Raw genomic sequence first — 18,896 nt, 5'->3', positions numbered from 1 at the left:
GGATGAGGTTCGAAGAGTTCATGAAGCGAATGGCCGGCACGGACGCGACAGCCATCTCTAACCCATCGTCTTCGGACGAGGGGCAAGTCTTGTCAGAGTGAGGCCCCTGGCCTGCCAATCTGAACGCTTCGGATTTCCTAGGGCATGAATTGCAACGGTGGCGACACATTAAGGGCATGATGCGACCGCCCTTTGGTCTTTTGCTGCCCACAGAAACCTTGACCGTTCCCCTGCCTTTCGATCCATTTCTGCAGGCCTCACCAGAGCCATTGCTGGAGCTGGTGATTGTGCGTGTGGGCTGCGATTTGTTCGGTGTGGATGTCGAGTCGGCCGTGGAAATACGCGGACCAGAGTCGCTGACCCGAACCCGGGACCGCCAGTTTGTAGTCTCCATCAGAGGGCAAGACGTCCCTGTGGTTGATTTGGGCTTGATCATCGGGGGCGAGGCAGTTGGGACGGGTTGTCCAGCAATGCTGTTGGTTCAGTCCGCGGTTCAGCTGTTCGCCCTTGCAGTGGACGAAGTCTTGGTCATCGAGAGCCTGTCTGCCTGGCGTGCCGAGCCTCCCGCTCACGGCGACCGGTTCGCTGAGCTCTGCCCGCAGGGCGTGCAGCTGGGAAACGGCAAACGCGTCGCCGTCATTGACCCGGCTCGTGCCCTATCCATTCAGCAACGGCTGGAGATCGATTCAGGTTGATTGCCGAATGCTGCACGGTGCTGCCGCTTTCAGTTGCAACCGACGCGTGCGCGTCCCAAGTTCCACGCTTTGCGGTAATCTCTAGCTGACAACGCGATTCCGTGCATGAGGCGCTCGATGGAGAAATTCGACGGAGCAACGTGGTTCCCACTGGACGGGTTTGAAGTCGGCATTGACGCCGAAACAGCAGTGGTTGCACTCGGGCTTTACCAAGTTCGCAATGCGGCCGGTGACTCGACCATGTGCGGCTCGACGATGACTCCGACGCAAGCGGAGAGAATTGGCAATGCCCTTTTGATCGCCGCCAACCGTGCTCGTCTGACGATCCCGGGCTCAAGCAGCAGCCATTGATTCTCTTGTGCATTGATGTGCCTGCTCGTTGGAGGGCTCGGTGAACGATGAGGTCAGGGACGCGTTGTTGCGTCTTCAAGAGGCGATGGGCCGCATGCACATTCGCGTCGCGGCGATGGAAGCGGCCACAGTACTCCTGCTTCGCACAAACGCGGGCAACGCGAACGTCGCAGACGAGTTTGAGCGCAGCATTCGGCACTACCTCCAGGGGATGGACCAGCACCGGGACCATGTCTTCGCGTTCGAGGAGATCGTGGAGCCTTGGCTGGGCATCCTGAGGGAACCATTGGCTGGCATACCCCCATCCCCGAGCCGATGATTCACCAAAGCGGAGTGGCCACCGGGCGGTCGCAACCTCGGCCAATGCCATTGCCGCCTTGCCCCCCGCTCGCCTCGCGGCGCAAGGCGCCGAGCTTTCGGCGCGCTTGCGAGTATGAGGCCGCCATCCAAGCGGCCTCCCCCACGGTGACTTCAGCGGCAGCTTCGGGCGACCGTGCTCTGCGAGCCATCACGCGTTCGCCTTGGACGGGCGGTTAGAACACCTGCCAGTGCGCTGCGTCCGCAGATACCTGCCGTGCTGGACGAGCTGGCAAAGCCTTCGGCGGTGTTGGCTTGCCTGCGTAGGCGGGTTGAGAAAGGCGGGAGCCGTCCTCGGCACCCGGCATGGCCGTGCCTGCCCTGGCCGTTGGTGGCGTCTTTCCCTGCGCGCCGTTACTCACCTTGAAGACCGCGACAGCTGCTGCCAGCTGTACCGACTGGTCTTCCATGGAACGGGCAGCGGCGGTCGCTTCTTCCACCAACGCGGCGTTCTGCTGGGTCGTTTCGTCCATCTGAGAAACAGCCTGGTTCACTTGCTCGATGCCCGACGCCTGCTCCTGAGAGGCGGCAGATATCTCACCAATGATGTTGGACACGCGCTCAACCGAGCTGACAATCTCAGACATCGTCTGGCCAGCCTGGTCAGCCAGCGCCGATCCTTGAGCGACCTTGGCCACAGAGTCCTCAATGAGCCCCTTGATCTCCTTGGCTGCAGAGGCAGAGCGCTGCGCCAACGTGCGCACTTCGGAGGCCACCACAGCGAACCCTCTGCCCTGGTCCCCGGCTCGAGCGGCCTCCACGGCCGCATTGAGTGCGAGGATGTTGGTCTGGAAAGCGATGCCATCGATCACGGAGATGATGTCCCCGATGCGGCGTGACGAGGCTTCGATGTCCCCCATCGTCTCCACCACTTTTCCGACCACTCCACCGCCCTGCCCGGCCACGCGCGAGGCCCCACTGGCCAACTCGCTGGCCTGGCGTGCATGCTCGGCGTTTTGGCGCACCGTGGAGGTAAGCTCCTCCATGGACGCCGCCGTCTCTTCCAAGTTGGCCGCTTGTTGTTCGGTGCGTCGCGACAAGTCGCCATTGCCAGCCGCGATTTCCGTCGACGCGGTATTAATCGCCGTGGATGCCTGCTGGATGCGGGAGACGATATCGGTCAGCTGAGCCACGGTCGCGTTAGCGTCTTGGCTCATCGTCGCAAAGACGCCGCGGAAGTCGCCTTCCATGCGGTGGGTCAAGTCGCCAGAGGCAATGGCCTGAAGCAAGGTGGAGACGGCGCTGAGGCTGTGGTCAGCTGTCTCCATCAAACGGTTGAGGTCAGAAACCATCACTGCAAAGTCGTGCTGGAACGCAGACGTGTCACCGCGAGCGGAGAAGTCGCCGTCGGCAGCCGACACTGCCAACCGCTTGATCTCCGTGTTGATCGCCAACAGACTTGCTTTGGCAGCGTCCATTGATTCGTGGAGCACCGCCCGGGAGCCTGGCAGGCGTCGCGCATCACGCCGCAGGTCACCGGCCGCATACTCGTTGAGCACTTGGATGGCATCCAGGATGGCCTCAAGGTGCTCAAACACCATTGTGTTCATGCCCTTGGCCAGCTCGCCGTAGACACCGGGCAGGTCCTCCGGAATCCGGTGCGAGATGTCTTCGGCCTCGTGAAGCTTGACCATGACCTTGGTGTCGTTCGAAAAACGCTCCAAGGTGGCAACCATTTGACGGAGGGAGAGCAGCATCTGGCCTGCCTCGTCGCGGCTCTGGTAGTCGGTTCGCACGTTGAGGTCGCCATTGGCCACGCTGCGGATAGCGGCCAACGCCTCACCAATGGGACGGGTGACCGAACGGCTGATCGCCCAACCCAACACGCTTGCAACTAAGCAGAGCACCGCCACGACCAAACCTGTGATCGACATCAGGTTGTTGAGACTTGCTGCGTTGGTTGCGAGTTCCGCCTTCATGCCGCGAAGGTTGTATTCGCTGACTTTCTCCATGGCGTCGAACAGCGCCACGCGCTTTGCCCTGGATTCTGTCACCGAGATCGTCTGCGCGGCCTCGGCATCGCCAGCGAGGAGCGCGGCGTGAAGCCGATCGTGGATGACAAAGTAATCGCTCAACGCAGCGCTGACCGGCTTGAACAACGCGGCATCTTCGCCATCGGCGAAGGACCGCTCGTATTGCTTCACCAGCTCGTTGATCTTGGCCTTGCCCGCCACGATCCGCTGTTCGTATTGCTTGACGGCCTCAGGGGAAGTGGCCTCGCTGACCTGGGAGGTTTCGTAGATGCGGAGATCGCCGAACTGCGCGCGCATCTCTCCGATGGCGTAGCTGCCAGGCGCCCAGACGGACTCAATCCTGGACAACTCCTGCTTCGAATGTGACGCGCGGACAATAGTGAAGATGCCCAACGCCAAGGTCATGCTGGTCGTTATGGCGAATGCCAGCATCAGTTTTTTGGAGATGTTTAAATTTCTGAACCAATTCATCAGGCTTGATCCTGCTCGTAATGGTGCGCCATGGAGTACCGAATGCTCTTTTTGGTTTTCGGTAAAGTCGCATCCATCGCATACCAAAACCTGTTTCAACGACTTCCTTAGAGCCCGCAAGTTGGTGCGAGCGCCACCAGCAATCAGCTGCCCGCAAGCAGCCTTGCGCCCTCCGCTGGGACGACGTAAATCCTGCGGGTTTGAACAAACCGTCCAGACCTCAGCCAGCGGGGCCGACTGCAAAGTAGCGGCGCTGCTCGCCGCAACTGAAGCCAATGGGAGGCAGGCCAAAGACTCTTACAGTCCCCCCAAACTGCGGATGGGAGATCGCGTGAAGAATGCGTGAAATGACGGCACCATTTCTAGATTTTGTGCTCTCGGAAGAGTGCTTTAGACCGGGGTAGCCGCGTGAGCCGATCCCGTCTCGTGAAGGACGAGTGAAAAAAGGAAGAAATACTGACAAAAAAGCGCTTACGTCGCGCGCACCACTAACACGCTTTGTTCCATCTGAGCGCACGGTGTCATCCGGAAGCGTCAGGCGCTGGGACGCCAATTGGCCTCGGAGCTCTCGGCGGCTAAGAGGCAGAAAGGGCCTGGATGCCGGCATCCAACCGAAGGGACGCCGCCAGGCCACTCCCATCACTGGCGGCACGAATGGCCATCACCAGATAGCTGACAAGGCAAGCAGGCAGGATATGGCGGCTGACGCTCAATCGATCTTTAGGGCGTTGGCTACCGCGTCCGACGTGGCTTCGTCGGCGCACAGGAAGAAAACGGCGTCGCCGTGGCTTGAAGCACTCAACGCGCTGTGAATGGAAATAAGCGCGGCGAAAGGAGACCTGACGAAGGCTTCCTGGTAACTGTGGCCTTTGATCTCGTTCGCCGCGGCCAACAGCGCGCGCCTGGCCTGCTCCGCTCGATCAGAAAGCGGCCGATTGCTGGCGCCGGGAAAACCAATGGCGAAGGAGGTATACAGGCGCCAGTCTTTGAACGCGGTGTGCAGGACAACGATCTGGCCGCCGTCTTGAAAGTGACGGCGCTGAACGACAGTGCTTCTGATCATGCAAGTGGCGGGCATTTATGTGCAGCAGCGACGTTCGCTTCCTGCGAACCCACTGTAAAGAGTAGAGCCTGCGGTCCAATGCACTCCAGAGGGCGGGGGCATCTTACCAGTCAGCTAACGCACGCGCGCGCCGGCCGATTCGCCTCTGCCATCTTTGCCAAGCGCCTCGATCCAGGCAGCGATCTGTTTGACGCCGTAGGGCTTGGACAAAACACCCCGATCCCGGTGCCGGCTGATCACATCGTTCGGATGAAGCGTGGAGGTAAAGAAGAAAGCGATGCCATCGCGCCGAAGTTCGTCTGCCAACTTGTATGCACTACGTCGGGCGGCAGCGCTGGCGGGCACATCCAGAACGACGACGTCGACGTGCCTCGCTTGCGCTGCGCGCAAGGCTCCTGAGGTGGATTCGAAGCATTCGACGTCATAGCCGAGCTCTTTTAGTCCAACTCCAACCACCTCACAGATGGAGGTTTCAATGTCCACGAAGAGAATGTTCATGTGGGTTGCCGTTCCACAAGGTCGGGTCAAATTTTCCACACGGTCAGCAGCTGGTTCAAGCCAGTTGGGACGACTTCTGCTTTCGGCAGACGGAATCTGCTCAGCTTTGCCAACGCGTCATCGGGAGCGCGAGAGGAGCCCCCAGCATCCTTCCGCCGGGTGCAGACCAGTCGCCGCGATGCTCATTTCGCCCCTCCTTCGCTGAGTGGCTTCGAGAGGAGCCGCACGTAGACGGAGGCAGACGGCCCTCCCGTGAAGCGCACAAGGAGATCCATCGCCGTTGCATTCATTGCGTCCGCATCGCCCCGCTGAGCGAAGCTGGCCCAGTCTGCCATCGCGATGCTCTACAGCTGGCCTTCCTTGGCCTCAAACAGCCGCATCGGCCACCGCGGCAGCCGGCGTTGCGAGACACGTCCACGTGCCAACTCGATCAAGTTCAGGTGGCTGCGCGCTTCGGATGCCCTGGCGTAGGCAACGCGAAGGCCATCCGGTGGACCCTCCATGTAGGACAGGAACCGGGCCCCGTCGTACAAGGTCACCCCGGTCACGCCGGCCTGCCTGTTGAACCGTTCCGCATCGGCCATCAACTCAACCAGCCGCCCAAGGCCAAGGTAGGGGCTGGCCTCACTCACAAAAACCACCGCACGGTTTGGCATGACACGCTCCTAAGATTGCTTCAGACCCAACAACTTGACGGGTTGGGAAGAGCAACCAGTGCTACACGGCAACCTTTGATTTTGCCTTCCAGGCGCCGGTTTCCAGATCCTTCCGCAGCACCCAGTCCTTTGCCGGAATCTTTGCCCCACGGGCGGTCAGGTAGTCCGGCATGGAGAGCATGATCTCACCCCCTTGAATCAGACAACTGGTCGAGAGGACCACGCCATCACTGAGTTCGACCAAGCAGGTGGATCTCTCGCCCGGTTCAGCCTGCTCGCCTGTCAGGGACGCAGTGGCCCCTGGGTAGATGTGGCTGTGAGTAAATTCCAACCGCATGGCATGCCCCTGTCGAATGCCTCAAGTTGATGACTCCCCTGCTTCCACTGTGCAACGTGAATCGGGCGGCCTACAGAGGAAATCCGTTACCCATCACCGCGGGACGTCATCGAGACGATTGCCGGCCAATGCGGCAAGCCGCTCCATCCCCGTTTCTGGGATGAATTTCCCTCCGAAGCGTTGGGAAAAATTCACCCAGTTCGACCTCATCAGTGCTTTGAGCTCGGCTTCTGAAATCGGCAGGAAGAGCAATGCATGCGCAGGGAACCGCAACTGCTGGATGGATCCCCGCGCCAGCTCGACGATTTCGGTATGCAGGGTGACGGACTCGGTGTAAACGCAGCTGGCAGCCACCGCACTCGCTGCGCCTTCCATATACGTTAAAAACCTGCTGCCGTCGAAGCATACGACTGCATGCGAGCCGCACTTGGCATTGAACTCCCGGCCTGCACGCATGACTTCGGCCAAGCGCTCATCACCGATGCCCTCCACCGCCGCGCTCACGAACACCACCGCACACTTGGGCATTGAGGGCCACCTCCAACTGGGCACCAGTGTAGGCCGGTCAAGAGTGGATCAGCTGTGTAGAAAACGCAGGCGGGCGCGCTTCAACGTTGCGGTATTCCTGAACCTTTAAGCGTGCGCCATGGGTAGGACCATCCCTAATCAAGCTGGTTGCAAGACAGTCGCCCTGGTTGGCAGCGTCGCCCCGAGGTGTGCGAGGACTGCGGCCTCAACGACCGAAGTGCTGCAGAGAAAAAAGATTCCATCTCGCGGCCCAGCCGACGTCAAAGACCGATGGACACTGATCACTGAGGCGGATTCATCGCTCACGAACACCTCATGAAACTTCGATCCCGCAAAGCGCACTTGCAGCGCTCTCCGACTTGCTTTCGTGTCCTGCCGCAGCTCCACCCCGTATTGTCCAGGGATCCCGATGCCACTGGCGGTGAAGACATACTTTTCTTTAAACGAGGTCACCCAGACCAGAACGGGACCGCCCTGGGCGAGAACGCGTTTGTGAGCAAGCTTACTGCGTATCATCGGGCTTCTTGTTGTCCGGGTTGATCAATTCGTTCCGCTTGCCCCCCCCGTGCAATGCCGGGGTGGGAGCTTCGATCGGCGGGCGGGATCAGTATCAGACAGCGGCAGCGGTGAGAGCAACGCCTACGCGCTGCCCACCATTCCGGCCACACGGGTGGGTGGGCTCACAGCACCACGAATGGCCGCCATCTGGGCGAAACAAACCAGCGGGCAGCGTAGGGCCTATCCTTTGGGGATCTGGCCAAGCTCAGCCGAAGCGTCCAGGTGCGTCGAGGCGCTCACTCCCCTTCCGATTCAGACGCTCGGTGCACGCGAGACAGACGCCATCCGCCGTGCGACTTGAAATAGCCGGTGTCGCCCGTCAGCGAATAGCGGAATCCGGCCCAAATCGATGTCGGCACGGAGCTGTGCCAAGTGCGAGCCTTTTGGTAGGCGTAGCGAAACGAACGCATCATTTCGCTCCTCCGCGGCGCAGCCATTGCCGACAGGACGGCGCTTTAAAAAGCGCGATTGCGAGTTGGATCAACCCCAACGCGGCTGCGGCGGCCAAGATCACAAGAGCAAGAGACAAAAGGAGGTCCATGGCGGGGGTCCTGCAGGCCCGCGGGGTGGCAGCACCTCTGAGCGCCCGGGCCATTGGCGCTCAGCAGTCCCCTGTCCGCTAGAAGTGAAGATCGCCACAATCGCGTGATATCGGCGTGAAGGCCAGCCGCGTCATTTGTTGCCGTTGAAACCGCCCACTTCTGACCTCCTATCTGTGCTTGGAGACCGGGAATCGTGTTGATTGAACAGTTCAGGCAATGCGCCCGTATTCATCAGTCACCCTGTTCATCTCTGGTCAGAAACACCCCACACTGCTCGCTCCGCTTCCTACAGCGCTCTCTCTTCGCGTTGACCGTTCAATGCAATCTTCGACCGTCTTTGTAATCCACCAAGTCGATCCCACACTGCTAAGCAACGGGGCGAGGGCTGAATCTGCAGCTATCCTGGTGACCTGCCAAGCGTGCCGAGCTAGGTCCACCGTCACCATCGGTGGCGGACTGCAGACGGATAACGCGGGTGTCTGGGTCACTTGTCCGGGGTGCAACGTGAGTGCCATGCTGGGCCTGGAGGAGATTTGGCGCCTTTGGATCAAGCAGTGCCGCCGGGATCGCCTTTGCAGCGGCATTTGACGCGTCGATCGAAGCGCCAGTCAGCGTGATGCTGGAGGGAGATCGTCGAAGAGGCTCTGACCTATCGCCTGGCGGTTGCTGCAATGGCTGCAGCTCAGCACGGCGCCACCGGAGATCGATGTCAGCCCAATGGGCTCGCTTGCAACGAAATCACTGTCGCACATGTGGCAATGGGCGTGGACTTTCAGCACTTTGGAAACCGCCTGCGGACCCGCGCTCTCGCGCTCGACCCAGACCAAGCGAAACCGTCCAGTCTCACCCGCCGCACCACAGCTTTGATTCGCGTCCCGCTCGCACATTCAAGTTACCAACCGTGGCGTATGGCTTAGCATCAGGCGGCGAGGGAGAAGGTAGCGTGCTGCACTGCTGAGCCTCACGTGAAGCCGATTTAGTCAGGTGGGCGATGGACTGGATAGGCCAAGCGCGACGGACCACCAGGGAGTATCGTGTTCAATCCACTTCAAACGAGCCCATCCATGCTGCGAGCCGTCGCCTACCGAAGCGTTGCCGCCGCGGGAATTGATTCCACCCGCCTCCATCAGATCGTGCGCGGTGCACAACGCTTCAACCGGCTAGCCGGCGTGACAGGAGCGATGCTCTTCGATGGAACCCGCTTTCTCCAATACGTGGAGGGACCAAACGATGGCATCGAAGGCGCCATTGGACGCATCAGGGCCAGCGAAGACCACACCAACCTCCATGTGCTTGGGGAATCGGTAATCGAAACCCGGCGCTTCCCGGCTTGGGACATGAGCTGCCTTATGCAGCCTAACACTGTGCTGGATCGGCTGTTCGTGGCCCCCTGGGGAAGCTTGGACCGCTCGCTTGATCACGCCGGCAATCCGGTCGGTGGCTTGTTGCTTCTGCGCCAGGTCATGGCGTAAGGCCGCGGCCCAGGGCGAGGCAGGCCCTGATTCCCACGCGCGCCAGAGATCCACTCACGGCGGGTAGCCACAGCCGGTTGCGAGAACCGGAGCTCCAGAACAACGCTGATGCTATCAACTTACCGTGGTCGAATCGCGAGCGATCTTGTGAGACAGGTCTGCGATGTGCCGTTCAACGGCGGCAAGGGCCAGCTGCATAGCGTCGCCCTTGTTGCGTATGACACTCATCTCCCGTACCTCAATGTCCACACCGTCTACGGTCGCCGAGTAGCGGAATACTTCATCGGTCGGACTGGTGATGGTGACAACGTAGGTATGTCCACCCATCGTGTCTCGCATGGTGTGGCGGAAGCCCTCTGTCTTCATGAATGGTTTGCAATGGGAGGCTGCAAGCATCTTACGCGGATGAGCGAGGCAAGAGAGGCCTTAGACGGCCCCAACGGCCGGATCTGCGTTGGCTGCGGAGGCCGTCGCTAGCCAGGAGTCGGCTTCATTCGTCAATACCACCCCTCGCCCATCATCTTTGATAGCAGCGATTCGGTTTTGACCATTGCGTCCTGATACGACTCGACTAGAATCTCCAGACCGGCTTGGCTGGGCCCATACATCACATGGAAGCTGGTCATTGTGCCGCGGCCGATCCCAGCCAGCACCACGCGGACGGTCACGTCCCGCGCCCTGATCTTTAGATACCAATCTTCCTGTGCTTGCATTTCGCCCCTTTCGCTCAGCCCTATTCTCAAGCGGCACGAAACCACTAAAGCAGCTTATAGCACGTCATTCAAACATCCGTTTGAGGGTTTAACACTGCCAGTTGTGTCGGATTACTGAATCGGATGGACAATGCCGGCTTCTCGACTCTTCCCAGGGCCTTATGTATAGGTAGAGCAGCTTGAGCCTTGGGTCGCCAATGTGGATCTGTGCGTTACTGGTTAGGCGAACAGGGCACGACCGGGCATTTGTCTCCTCCATGGCGGGCGACTGGCTCCATCATCGGCCGGCAGCATGGCCATCCCACCTTTGCCGTTGCAGGTGGTGCGCATTGCCGGCGAGCGCAGCCGCGGCAGCGCAACCTGCCACGAGGACTGGCGCGTTTTCAGGAACCGCAGGCTCATCCCTCATCCCTCGTCCCTCGCGCTGAACGCTTACCTGATTAGCCGCCTCCAGTTCACTGGCGACCCGCGAGGCGGTCATATTCGAATAGCCTGCGTCGCGCGCCAGGCCGAGCGGAGCCCACGGGATGCCCCTAGGGATGCCTCGCCCTTCCAAGTCGGGCCGCAGCAATGCGGCGATCAGAACCGCTTGTGCCGGATGGCTTAGCTGCTCCCCAACGCACAGGGACACCGGTGGAGACGAATCGCGCTCACGCAGGCTCATCAGAGAGCTCGGAGCGAACAGCTGGCTGCCAGGCAAAACGAAATCCAAACGAGACTCGATGAGCCTGGAGCGGATGTAGCGCGACACCCCCCAAGAGTACGAGAACGACCCTCAAGTCGGCCTTTCAGCCAGTCGAATGCCCCTGCCCGATCAGTCGAGAGGGTGTCATCGGCTCCGCCTCCGTCGGGACGTTACCCAGCAGCACTCGGTGGCCCAGCAGATCAATCTCAGCCAGATCGAACAGGCTGGCTATGAAGTGGGACGGGGTCCGCGCCGTGGAACTGGGCCAGTGTTCGAGCTCACCGACCACGACGGGCCGTAGTTCCTGGAGATAGCGAGCAACGGCGTCGAGGTCGCTCATACAAGCGACCGTAACATCGATATTCAACCGTAACACGTGCCGGTTACGGTCAAATCTATCTGTTACAGTCCCGCGCACGAACGTATTAGGGGCTCGCCTGGTGTTGCTGCAATAGTCAACGTGGGCCAAGTGCAAGGTGATAGGGAAGTCGCGCTCAGGCTAAGACTCAATCCGGCCCGCACCGTTCGTTTCCAACCGGACGTTCCAGTCAGGGACAGCCGGCTATTCCTCTGGCTCCGAACGGGTAACTCAGCCCAAGGACCGTTCCATTACACCCTGCCTTCGGTTGAGCTAGACGTCCCCCCCGCGGCCAGGCTTGCGACGCGAGACCGACTTACGGAGTTCCGCATCGTCGGAGGTCACGTTATCTTTACTCCAAGAACGGTGGACCGCCTCTGCGTACCTCAGGACCGTCTCTTGGCTCCGCCAGCCGCCAGCGAGCTGCACGTCATGGACAGTCGCCCCGTTCTCGATCATGTCCATTGCTGAGCCGGCCCGCGCGGAGTGGCCGCTCATGGAAGCAGCGCCGGGCACCCCGGCCTTCAATGCGCGATGACGGATGATCCGAGCAACTTGTTTCGGCCTGATTGGTCTGCTGCGGTCCAATGTAGCTGGATTCACGCTACTGCTTCGCCCTAACGGAACGAACAGAAAGCCTTCGGTGATCGCTGCGGCGTCACACCAAGCGTCGATCGCCGCTTTGGATTCATCGCTCACATCACGCTCATCAACCACGATACGACCCCCGGAGCGCCCTGCCCTGGCAGTGGACACGCGCACAATCCACCCTGACGTAGTGCACTGGAAATCCTCCAAGCGAAGTTGGGTCAGTTCGGACTCACGGCAAAGGGTATCGGCGGCTACGCCGAGTAGCGCCGCATCGCGCAGATCGAGCAAACTGCTGCCAAGACTGTTGTGAATCTGTGCCACGTGCTCCCTGGTAAGAGGAGTCGCCTGGTCCGGAGCTGCCCGATTGAATCTGGTCAGGTCGTCGAGCAGTGCCTGCCAATCCAACGCCCAGTCGGGGTAATCAGTGGGACTACGCAAGCCCGCAGCCTTATGTACCGTGCGGATGCTACTAATGTACCGATGAAGCGTCGCAGCCTTTTTGCCGACCACGACCTGATCGCCCAGAAAACGCACCAGACTCCCTGGTGTAACCGGCAGCGACCATGTTCGTGCTCGACCACACCACGCCGTGAAACTGGCCCAGTCGTCACGCAGTGCTTTGATGGTGTTCCTGCTCTTTGCTCTCTCGTACTCGACCTCCCAGGCCTGCAGCCTTACCTGGATCGCCTCAAACGCGGAAGATGGATGCGGAAGCCGCTGCTGCGCCCCTGCTGGCAAACGCGGCGCGCCTGCATCGGGGTCAACCAGCTCGGGGGCTAGGCCACTCGCTATGCCCAAGAGCTCAACTGGAGAGGATTGTCCGCTCATTCCGATTTGGCCCTCTGCTGCCACCAGACAGGCGGCAGCACGTAAAATTGAAGAAGTTACACGATGCGCTCTCAAACGATGCGAGATCGGTGGCCGCTTGAGCCACCCAAGTTCCAACGTGCATCAACGTGCCTAGATACTCAACACCTGCCGAAAGGTGAAGCAATCCTATAATCCAGCGATTCGTCTCTGGCAAACGATCACCTGCAGCCGGAGGGTACAGAAGTGACCCTCTGACCGCCCGAGGAACGCGTTCAGGCTAGGCAAGGCGATGCTTTCCAAGAATGCAAAGCTACGTAAGTGCTTCACTTCTGTAGCTCACAGCAGACGGCTGGCTTTCGAGCAAACAACCACTCCGCGACTCCCCCGCGTGAGCGCGACATACAGATTCTTCGGATCCATTTCCCCAGCGTGAAGTACCACGGCCATGTCGGCCTCCAGTCCCTTCAGAAGCAGCGTACTGCCGACGGCAACTCTCCCGGCCCGACGGCCTGTGTGTCGATTGGACTCTCTGGCCCTGACAACAGCCTCATAGAAGGAAACGCTACCGCCACACGCCAACTGGAGAGCAGACTTCAAGACCCGAAGGGCCTCATATCGGTACACCCGCACGTCTGGGCTCGCCTCTAGAGCTTCAACAAGCACGGAGGCTGCCTCAAACGACGGAGCCGCTAGGTAGTTGATGCAGCCCGCCTCAAGCTGACTGGCGGGCTTCTTTGCCCTGCCAGCCCTTAGTGTCTCCAGACGACGGCGAAGTTCGGCTCCGCCTAGGTTGGTCATCATTTCGCCCAGTACATCTAGCAAAGCCTGAAGCGAGTCAGACTTTGTCGGCTCAAAACTCGCGGCGAACTGGGAAAGATCCCTTAGATCAAGCGATTCAACCACAGACGCACCAAAGGTAGCGCTCGCCAGCTTCCGGTGAGTCTCGGGCGTCTCACTTCTGCCAATGACCAGGACACTGCCATCTTTGTTCGGCGCCCGCGTTCTCGCTGCTTCCATGCGTTGAAGATTCGCTGTCTTTTCGATGGCGCTAAGCGGAATGTGCCGCACCGATCTAGGCGCACCGTCAAGCGAGATCGACGATCCAGCCAAGATCTGCCGTCTGACGTCAAGCAGCCACTCCCCAAGCGCTTCGGCTCCAACACGACGCCAACGCCACGGAATAGACAGGCAACCGACCGAGGGGAAATCGGCACGAACATGCAGGTCCCAATCAACTGTCGGCTCGCGGAATCCAAAAATAGCCTGCAACGGATCACCTAGAACGCAAACAGGAAGCGGGGCTGACAGTGCCCGAATGATGCCGTGCTGAGCGAGGGAGCAGTCCTGATACTCGTCCACAATCACGCCATGGTAGGTCGCCGCCAACACATCGTTGATATCCCCACACTGCAGAACGCGCAAAGCGCCTTGCCGAATGGCCGGATAGTCGAGAGCCTTGTTTTCATGGCGAAGTACACTCGCTGACACCCCGGTCCGCAGCGGGAACCTTGAAGCGACCCTGCCCGCCCAGCTATCGATCGTAAAGGATCGATACGCGCTGCGTGGCACGCCCGCCCTCTCCATCCGACTGTCAAGCGCGGCGCGGCCGGCGTTGGTATGCGTCAGCACAAGAACTGGCTTGACCGCCTTGTACTGCCGTAGGCTGTCAGCTATGAGCTGAGTCTTCCCGCAGCCGGCAGGGGCAATAACTGAGCCCAGCCTTGATGCAAAGATGTCCAGCTCAAGCTCAGTCACGGCACCACTCCAGGAGACGCCTCACAACGCTGGTGAATCCTGTGTCCGACTCCTGGGCGTTGGGGCAGACGATCTCGCGCGAGACCATCTCCATCTTTCCAACTGACTTGAACCATCCGTTTTTACGCATCCTCGATGCGCGACCAAGCAACTCTCGCGTAGTGTCGGAGTAGCTGCCGCTGCGGCCCTCCTGTAGAACGTCTTCCAATGTGCGCTTTCCATTGGAGACCGTCGCAATGTGAGCATTGACGACCCCGTCTTCAGTCAACTCCTGAGCTTTGTCCAAGAGGGCGCCGACCGCAGCGGCAGGAAGGCTGGCAAAAAGCTCGTCCTCCAATGCACGCCCCTCTCGCCAGGTGAAGAGCTCTCCACCGCTCTTGACAAATTTCTGTAGAGCCGCAGCTGTCGGGGCCTTGTCGTTGTCCTGAAAAACCGCCACGCGAAATCCGAGACTTAGGAATATCTCTGCGCGGCTAAATCCACGATCAGCATCTCCACCACCCGCCTCCAGACACCAGATCCCGAGCGACTTAAGCGAGGCTCCCCCTCGGTCGACCATGTCACGGTCAATCCCGAGGAGCAAACCCACTTCGCTCGCACCCTCGCAGATCAGGATTGTCTTGGCTAGGAAAGCTGCGGGATAGCTCCGGATGGCCCCCTGAGCTGCGCTACTGGTACCAGGGGACAGCACCTGATGTCCCTCTGGAGCAGCCCTTACCACGCGCAACTGAGGCGCGCTGAGCTCGGAGAGAACGGCCGGGGAATGGCTAGTCATAAAAACTTGTGCTACAGGACTACTGGCCTTGGCTCCGAGATTCCCGAGCAAGGTGTGGATCCGATGGGGTTCCAGCCCGTGCTCCACCTCATCAATCAGCAACGGCCCTGTATCACCGGCAGCCTCCCGATGCAATGCAGCAATCATCAGGCGCGCCGAGCCCGTACCAAGATTCCGCAAGGGCACACCTGCTTCACTATGCAGAGCAACCATTCCATCACCAAATGAAACTGCATGGGCATCGAGCAATGCCGTCACTGCAGTTCCAACGGGTATACCTAGCACCCTAGCGGCTTCTGTGGCCTTGCCCAACGTCTCAGACAGCTTAGGTGCTGCTTGGGCTCCGAATCCATGCCTTGCATCTCTGGCTGCCTGTACCAGTGCCGCGCCGACCTCAGCTCGTTCCTCGCTAAGTCGATTGAGTACAGAACCACGTGTCCACGAAAGGTGGTAGCTGGGATGCTGCCCCAGCCGAACCGGCGCTAATGCAACACGATCCTTCCATTGCAGCATTCTGGGAGGGTCGGCGGCCGCCGTACGTTCGGAGTACAGACTCCACATCGGCTCCAGATCTGAATTGATGGTGAGGCGAAGGGATAGGACCGTCTCAAGTCGCGCTCCCGGCTCGTCATGAACCTCGTCCGTAAGTGAATCAAAGCCACGCAGGCAGTCACCGTAGACCTCGAAACTCTTCAAGCGGTCCGACAGCTCCCCCAGGGTAAGCGTGATGACAATGGGCCGAGATACATCTAGCCCGTAGAAGTCGGTGTCTGAAGCGGACACACTCCTGCGCGCCCCCATGCACCAGTCCACGGCATCCAGGATGGTTGACTTGCCACTATCCCCGGGACCAATCAAGCAGTTGATGCCAGGCCCGGGGTGCCAGACTAGCGACTGAATTGACCTGAAGTGCTCAATCTCAATCTTCCGAATCCGTGCCATTCATCCTCCGTGAGATACGGGACAGGTATCAAGTTTCTTCGATAGCCTAACCAGACGCCTGCGAAGCAAGAATGGCGTCAAGAATGACCTTCCAGTTCACAAGCGCTCCAGCAATCATTAGATTGAAAAACGCCACAGCACCCAGTGCGATGTAGAACGTTCGCCGACGAGGCGTAATGACGTCGCTAAGGATTCGATCAACTTCGCTCCCAGGAAGGCTCGTGCGGGAGATACGCCACCAGCGCTGAAATTCAGTGGTCGTCAGATGTAGATCTCGCCAATTTGATGATATCTGCACGACGCAGGCGAACACGAAGTAACCCGCCAGGAACTTGAAGAAGACATCGACAGCCGTCGATTCCAAGAGCTTTCCCAATCCATCGGAATTCATACGACCTAGCATGCCCAATCCGATCAGGAGAGTCGCAGCCAATAGATCACGCAAGAAGGCAGTAGTGAGGTCACGGACCTTAGATGCATACGCATCCGCCTGAGTCCTGACTTCCTTCAAGATGTCGCGGGTCTCCTTGATCGCTGCATCCTTTTTCTCAATCACCACTAGACGATAGCGATCGCGGGCATCTTGGAGCGATGACTTCAAGGACATACGCAGAAACGTGATGAAGCCTCCTCCCTCCTCTGCATCAAGAGCAAGGCGATCAACCAGGAGCGAATGGCGAGCATCCCGGTGCTCCGCGAAGCACCAGCTTGCGGCATCTTGCACTCGCTGCAGTTGCTCTTGAGAGGGGGCGTCCGCGGGAACCTCCAGTCGCATGGAAACTCGCCGCCCGCCCCTGAGCAGAACTTCAAGGCCGCCACCACGCTGGACTACTTCATTGGACAGCAATTGGGCGATATCGCGTTCAGCCCAAAGCCTCAAGCATGCAAAGGCATCACCTGCCAGGTCTCCACCGGAAAGCATGGCCTGCCCCACTTTGCGGCTCAAAGATTCCAATGGAAGCCGAACCAGAGCCGACACAGCGTTCGCGCACAGCTTCAATGTACTCTGATCAAACCTCGGCACCTCTTGACCCAGACCACAGCAGCGCAACTGCGGCCCAAAGACCGCGCTGCCCAGTCCGGCAACCAGAATGGTCAATCGGTCAGGCCACTCGTACCCCTTCGCCAAATCAAGCTGACGGCGTGCCCAAGAATCAAACGCACCAAGCGAAAGAAACAGCACCACCTTCTCGCCCTGCTGCGGCTGGAAACCGAATACGGAGACAAGACCGCCCTTATGAGCAATCAATGACCAGCGATCCGTAGGTTGTATGTCATCAATCTCAGCAGGCATGCCACCAGCCCTTAGCTGAATGGGGAGGCCTCGCCCCTGAAGCGCCTCCACCGCAGGGCGAAGCAAGTGCAAGCTTGCGCCGTCGCCGGAAAGCGTCAGCGTGTCCGTGGCGCCGTCATCGCGCTCGCAGCGCTCTGCAAGCTCACGCACCATCGCTATCAGTGGCATGTCCCAAGTCAAACTAAGCCATCTCCTGTAAGGGATCGTGCGCGGATGATGATCTTCTTAGCACCCGAACCGTGCTCGGGATCATCCAGAACCTCGACGCGGTGCGTCTCACGATCCCCTTCAAAGATGATCTGCACGCCAGCATCGGTGACGATCTTAGTCCGACGCTCGGCCGTAGGAACAGAGTTGGGTCGAGTCTGGAACACCTGGCCCTCGATACCACTCTCGCGCAACTGCTCACGAAGACTACTCTTGACCCTCTCCCTCCTCTCAGGATTCTCGTCACGCACGACAGTACTGATGAACTCATCCGAATCAAAGTCAGCGTGATCCAGCATGTACTGCACTGCCCTGCCTCGATACTCTGCTGCAACCTCCCCGTCCGGGATGTCGTCGGAGGAAAGGGCTCTGGCCCAGGTGCCGACTGTAGTGACGGCCCGACGAGTCAGCAGACTAGCGTCCTCACGAGGCTCAACACTCAAGAACGCTTTGAAGAACTGCCGCAACTCGGGTGCCACCCCCTCGTTGCGCTCTGCAGCGAGAACGTCCCAGAGGAAGTGAGTAGAGACATCAATAAGCGCGCTGCGCTGGACCGCAGCCTTATCCTCGACCAACGCATCAAGAACGTGATCGATCTGGGCCCTTACGTCACCCCCCCCTTTCGTAAGACTGTAGGTCAGCACCGGCCGGTGATCTAGCTTGAGAATAAACACAAGTGGCAGCGTGCCCTCCGCAGTGGCGACTTCCGCCAAGGCAATAATAATCACGCCCGCCGCCATCTGCCGGCCACGGTGATGCGAGCTAAAGGCCGACGCCAGCTCCTTGGAAATGGGAACAAAATTCTCCGTCTCCTCAATGAGCCTCTGGCAAAGCTCAGAAGTCGGACGGTGTTCGCCTGAAAATTTGAATTGAGTGCCTCTAGAGGCCGCCTTTAGCCGCTCCTCAAAGAACGGCCCGTAGGTACCCGAGCCTAAAGACACCTCAACGTCCAGCAGGGTTAGCACCGGATCTTGGACCGGGTTCCACACGTGAAAAATCACGCGGGTAAGGCGCAATGTTTGTAGTTCTGTCGCGGACAGGTGGCTTTGCTTGGCAGGCATATCGAATCCCTTCAGTGCAGAGTTTAGTCGCCTTCAATCGCATGAGCTGATACGCAAAGAAGCGCCCATTGTGCGACATTCGTCACATTCTGCCACGGCTACGGTTCGACCGACTAGATCCACTCCCCCCAAGGGCAGCCGGCCTCCCCCCCCCCCCCCCCCCCCCCCGGCCCCCCCCCCCCCCCCCCCCCCCGGCCCCAGGTC

General features: G+C 59.6%; 19 protein-coding genes. 4 read left to right on the top strand and 15 right to left on the bottom strand.

The features are described 5' to 3' along the window. The first annotated feature begins 176 nt into the window (after positions 1-176). The 3 genes from IAE41_RS00095 to IAE41_RS00085 all read left to right on the top strand — a co-directional run bounded on the left by IAE41_RS00095 (position 177) and on the right by IAE41_RS00085 (position 1,365). Positions 177-695 (top strand): chemotaxis protein CheW, encoded by a 519-nt coding sequence (locus IAE41_RS00095; protein WP_200731514.1) that lies wholly within the window; start codon positions 177-179, stop codon positions 693-695. 117 nt (positions 696-812) lie between these two features. Next, on the top strand, positions 813-1,046 hold the full coding sequence (locus IAE41_RS00090) for a hypothetical protein (protein ID WP_200731513.1): 234 nt from the start codon (positions 813-815) through the stop codon (positions 1,044-1,046). A 40-nt stretch (positions 1,047-1,086) separates the two neighbouring features. Further along, a complete protein-coding gene (locus tag IAE41_RS00085) occupies positions 1,087-1,365 on the top strand; it encodes a hypothetical protein (protein ID WP_200731512.1) in 279 nt (92 codons plus the stop codon). A 214-nt stretch (positions 1,366-1,579) separates the two neighbouring features. Here the strand turns inward: IAE41_RS00085 and IAE41_RS00080 are convergent, their stop codons facing one another. The 6 genes from IAE41_RS00080 to IAE41_RS00055 form a co-directional block, all read right to left on the bottom strand. Continuing rightward, on the bottom strand, positions 1,580-3,847 hold the full coding sequence (locus tag IAE41_RS00080; RefSeq protein WP_200731511.1) for a methyl-accepting chemotaxis protein: 2,268 nt from the start codon (positions 3,845-3,847) through the stop codon (positions 1,580-1,582). Between the two features lie 709 nt (positions 3,848-4,556). Beyond that, on the bottom strand, positions 4,557-4,910 hold the full coding sequence (locus IAE41_RS00075) for a hypothetical protein (protein WP_200731510.1): 354 nt from the start codon (positions 4,908-4,910) through the stop codon (positions 4,557-4,559). Positions 4,911-5,024: 114 nt separating this feature from the next. Continuing rightward, a complete protein-coding gene (locus IAE41_RS00070; RefSeq protein WP_199932148.1) occupies positions 5,025-5,408 on the bottom strand; it encodes a hypothetical protein in 384 nt (127 codons plus the stop codon). Between the two features lie 344 nt (positions 5,409-5,752). Further along, the gene (locus IAE41_RS00065) at positions 5,753-6,064 is read right to left on the bottom strand and encodes a BLUF domain-containing protein (protein WP_234458182.1); all 312 of its coding nucleotides are present in this window, start codon (positions 6,062-6,064) and stop codon (positions 5,753-5,755) included. A 61-nt stretch (positions 6,065-6,125) separates the two neighbouring features. Beyond that, positions 6,126-6,308: a hypothetical protein gene (locus IAE41_RS00060; protein WP_200731509.1), complete on the bottom strand. Its 183-nt coding sequence runs from the start codon at positions 6,306-6,308 to the stop codon at positions 6,126-6,128. Between the two features lie 186 nt (positions 6,309-6,494). After that, entirely contained in the window at positions 6,495-6,929 is a 435-nt protein-coding gene (locus tag IAE41_RS00055; protein ID WP_200731508.1) for a BLUF domain-containing protein, read from the bottom strand. A 2,164-nt stretch (positions 6,930-9,093) separates the two neighbouring features. Here IAE41_RS00055 and IAE41_RS00050 point away from each other — a divergent pair. Next, positions 9,094-9,501: a BLUF domain-containing protein gene (locus IAE41_RS00050; protein WP_200731507.1), complete on the top strand. Its 408-nt coding sequence runs from the start codon at positions 9,094-9,096 to the stop codon at positions 9,499-9,501. A gap of 114 nt (positions 9,502-9,615) precedes the next feature. Here the strand turns inward: IAE41_RS00050 and IAE41_RS00045 are convergent, their stop codons facing one another. From IAE41_RS00045 to IAE41_RS00005, 9 genes are all read right to left on the bottom strand, one after another. Continuing rightward, positions 9,616-9,867 (bottom strand): hypothetical protein, encoded by a 252-nt coding sequence (locus IAE41_RS00045; protein ID WP_200731506.1) that lies wholly within the window; start codon positions 9,865-9,867, stop codon positions 9,616-9,618. Positions 9,868-9,998: 131 nt separating this feature from the next. Then, positions 9,999-10,214 carry a hypothetical protein gene (locus IAE41_RS00040; protein WP_200731505.1) on the bottom strand — a complete coding sequence of 72 codons (216 nt, stop codon included), beginning with the start codon at positions 10,212-10,214 and terminating at the stop codon, positions 9,999-10,001. Positions 10,215-10,433: 219 nt separating this feature from the next. Continuing rightward, positions 10,434-10,616, bottom strand: a complete 183-nt coding sequence (locus IAE41_RS00035; protein WP_200731504.1) for a hypothetical protein — start codon at positions 10,614-10,616, stop codon at positions 10,434-10,436. A 386-nt stretch (positions 10,617-11,002) separates the two neighbouring features. Then, positions 11,003-11,239 carry a hypothetical protein gene (locus IAE41_RS00030; RefSeq protein ID WP_200731503.1) on the bottom strand — a complete coding sequence of 79 codons (237 nt, stop codon included), beginning with the start codon at positions 11,237-11,239 and terminating at the stop codon, positions 11,003-11,005. Between the two features lie 291 nt (positions 11,240-11,530). Next, the gene (locus IAE41_RS00025; protein ID WP_200731502.1) at positions 11,531-12,676 is read right to left on the bottom strand and encodes a tyrosine-type recombinase/integrase; all 1,146 of its coding nucleotides are present in this window, start codon (positions 12,674-12,676) and stop codon (positions 11,531-11,533) included. A 318-nt stretch (positions 12,677-12,994) separates the two neighbouring features. Beyond that, positions 12,995-14,413, bottom strand: a complete 1,419-nt coding sequence (locus IAE41_RS00020) for a UvrD-helicase domain-containing protein (RefSeq protein WP_200731501.1) — start codon at positions 14,411-14,413, stop codon at positions 12,995-12,997. Next, a complete protein-coding gene (locus IAE41_RS00015; protein WP_200731500.1) occupies positions 14,406-16,130 on the bottom strand; it encodes an ATP-binding protein in 1,725 nt (574 codons plus the stop codon). Before IAE41_RS00015 ends, IAE41_RS00020 begins: the two co-directional genes overlap by 8 nt. A gap of 46 nt (positions 16,131-16,176) precedes the next feature. Further along, positions 16,177-17,592 (bottom strand): hypothetical protein, encoded by a 1,416-nt coding sequence (locus IAE41_RS00010; RefSeq protein ID WP_200731499.1) that lies wholly within the window; start codon positions 17,590-17,592, stop codon positions 16,177-16,179. An 8-nt stretch (positions 17,593-17,600) separates the two neighbouring features. Further along, positions 17,601-18,692 carry a nucleoid-associated protein gene (locus tag IAE41_RS00005; RefSeq protein WP_200731498.1) on the bottom strand — a complete coding sequence of 364 codons (1,092 nt, stop codon included), beginning with the start codon at positions 18,690-18,692 and terminating at the stop codon, positions 17,601-17,603. Positions 18,693-18,896 lie beyond the last annotated feature (204 nt).

The organism is Stenotrophomonas sp. S39 (assembly GCF_016624665.1).
Classification (GTDB): Bacteria; Pseudomonadota; Gammaproteobacteria; order Xanthomonadales; family Xanthomonadaceae; genus Stenotrophomonas.
This window is presented reverse-complemented; position numbering and strand designations above follow the sequence as displayed.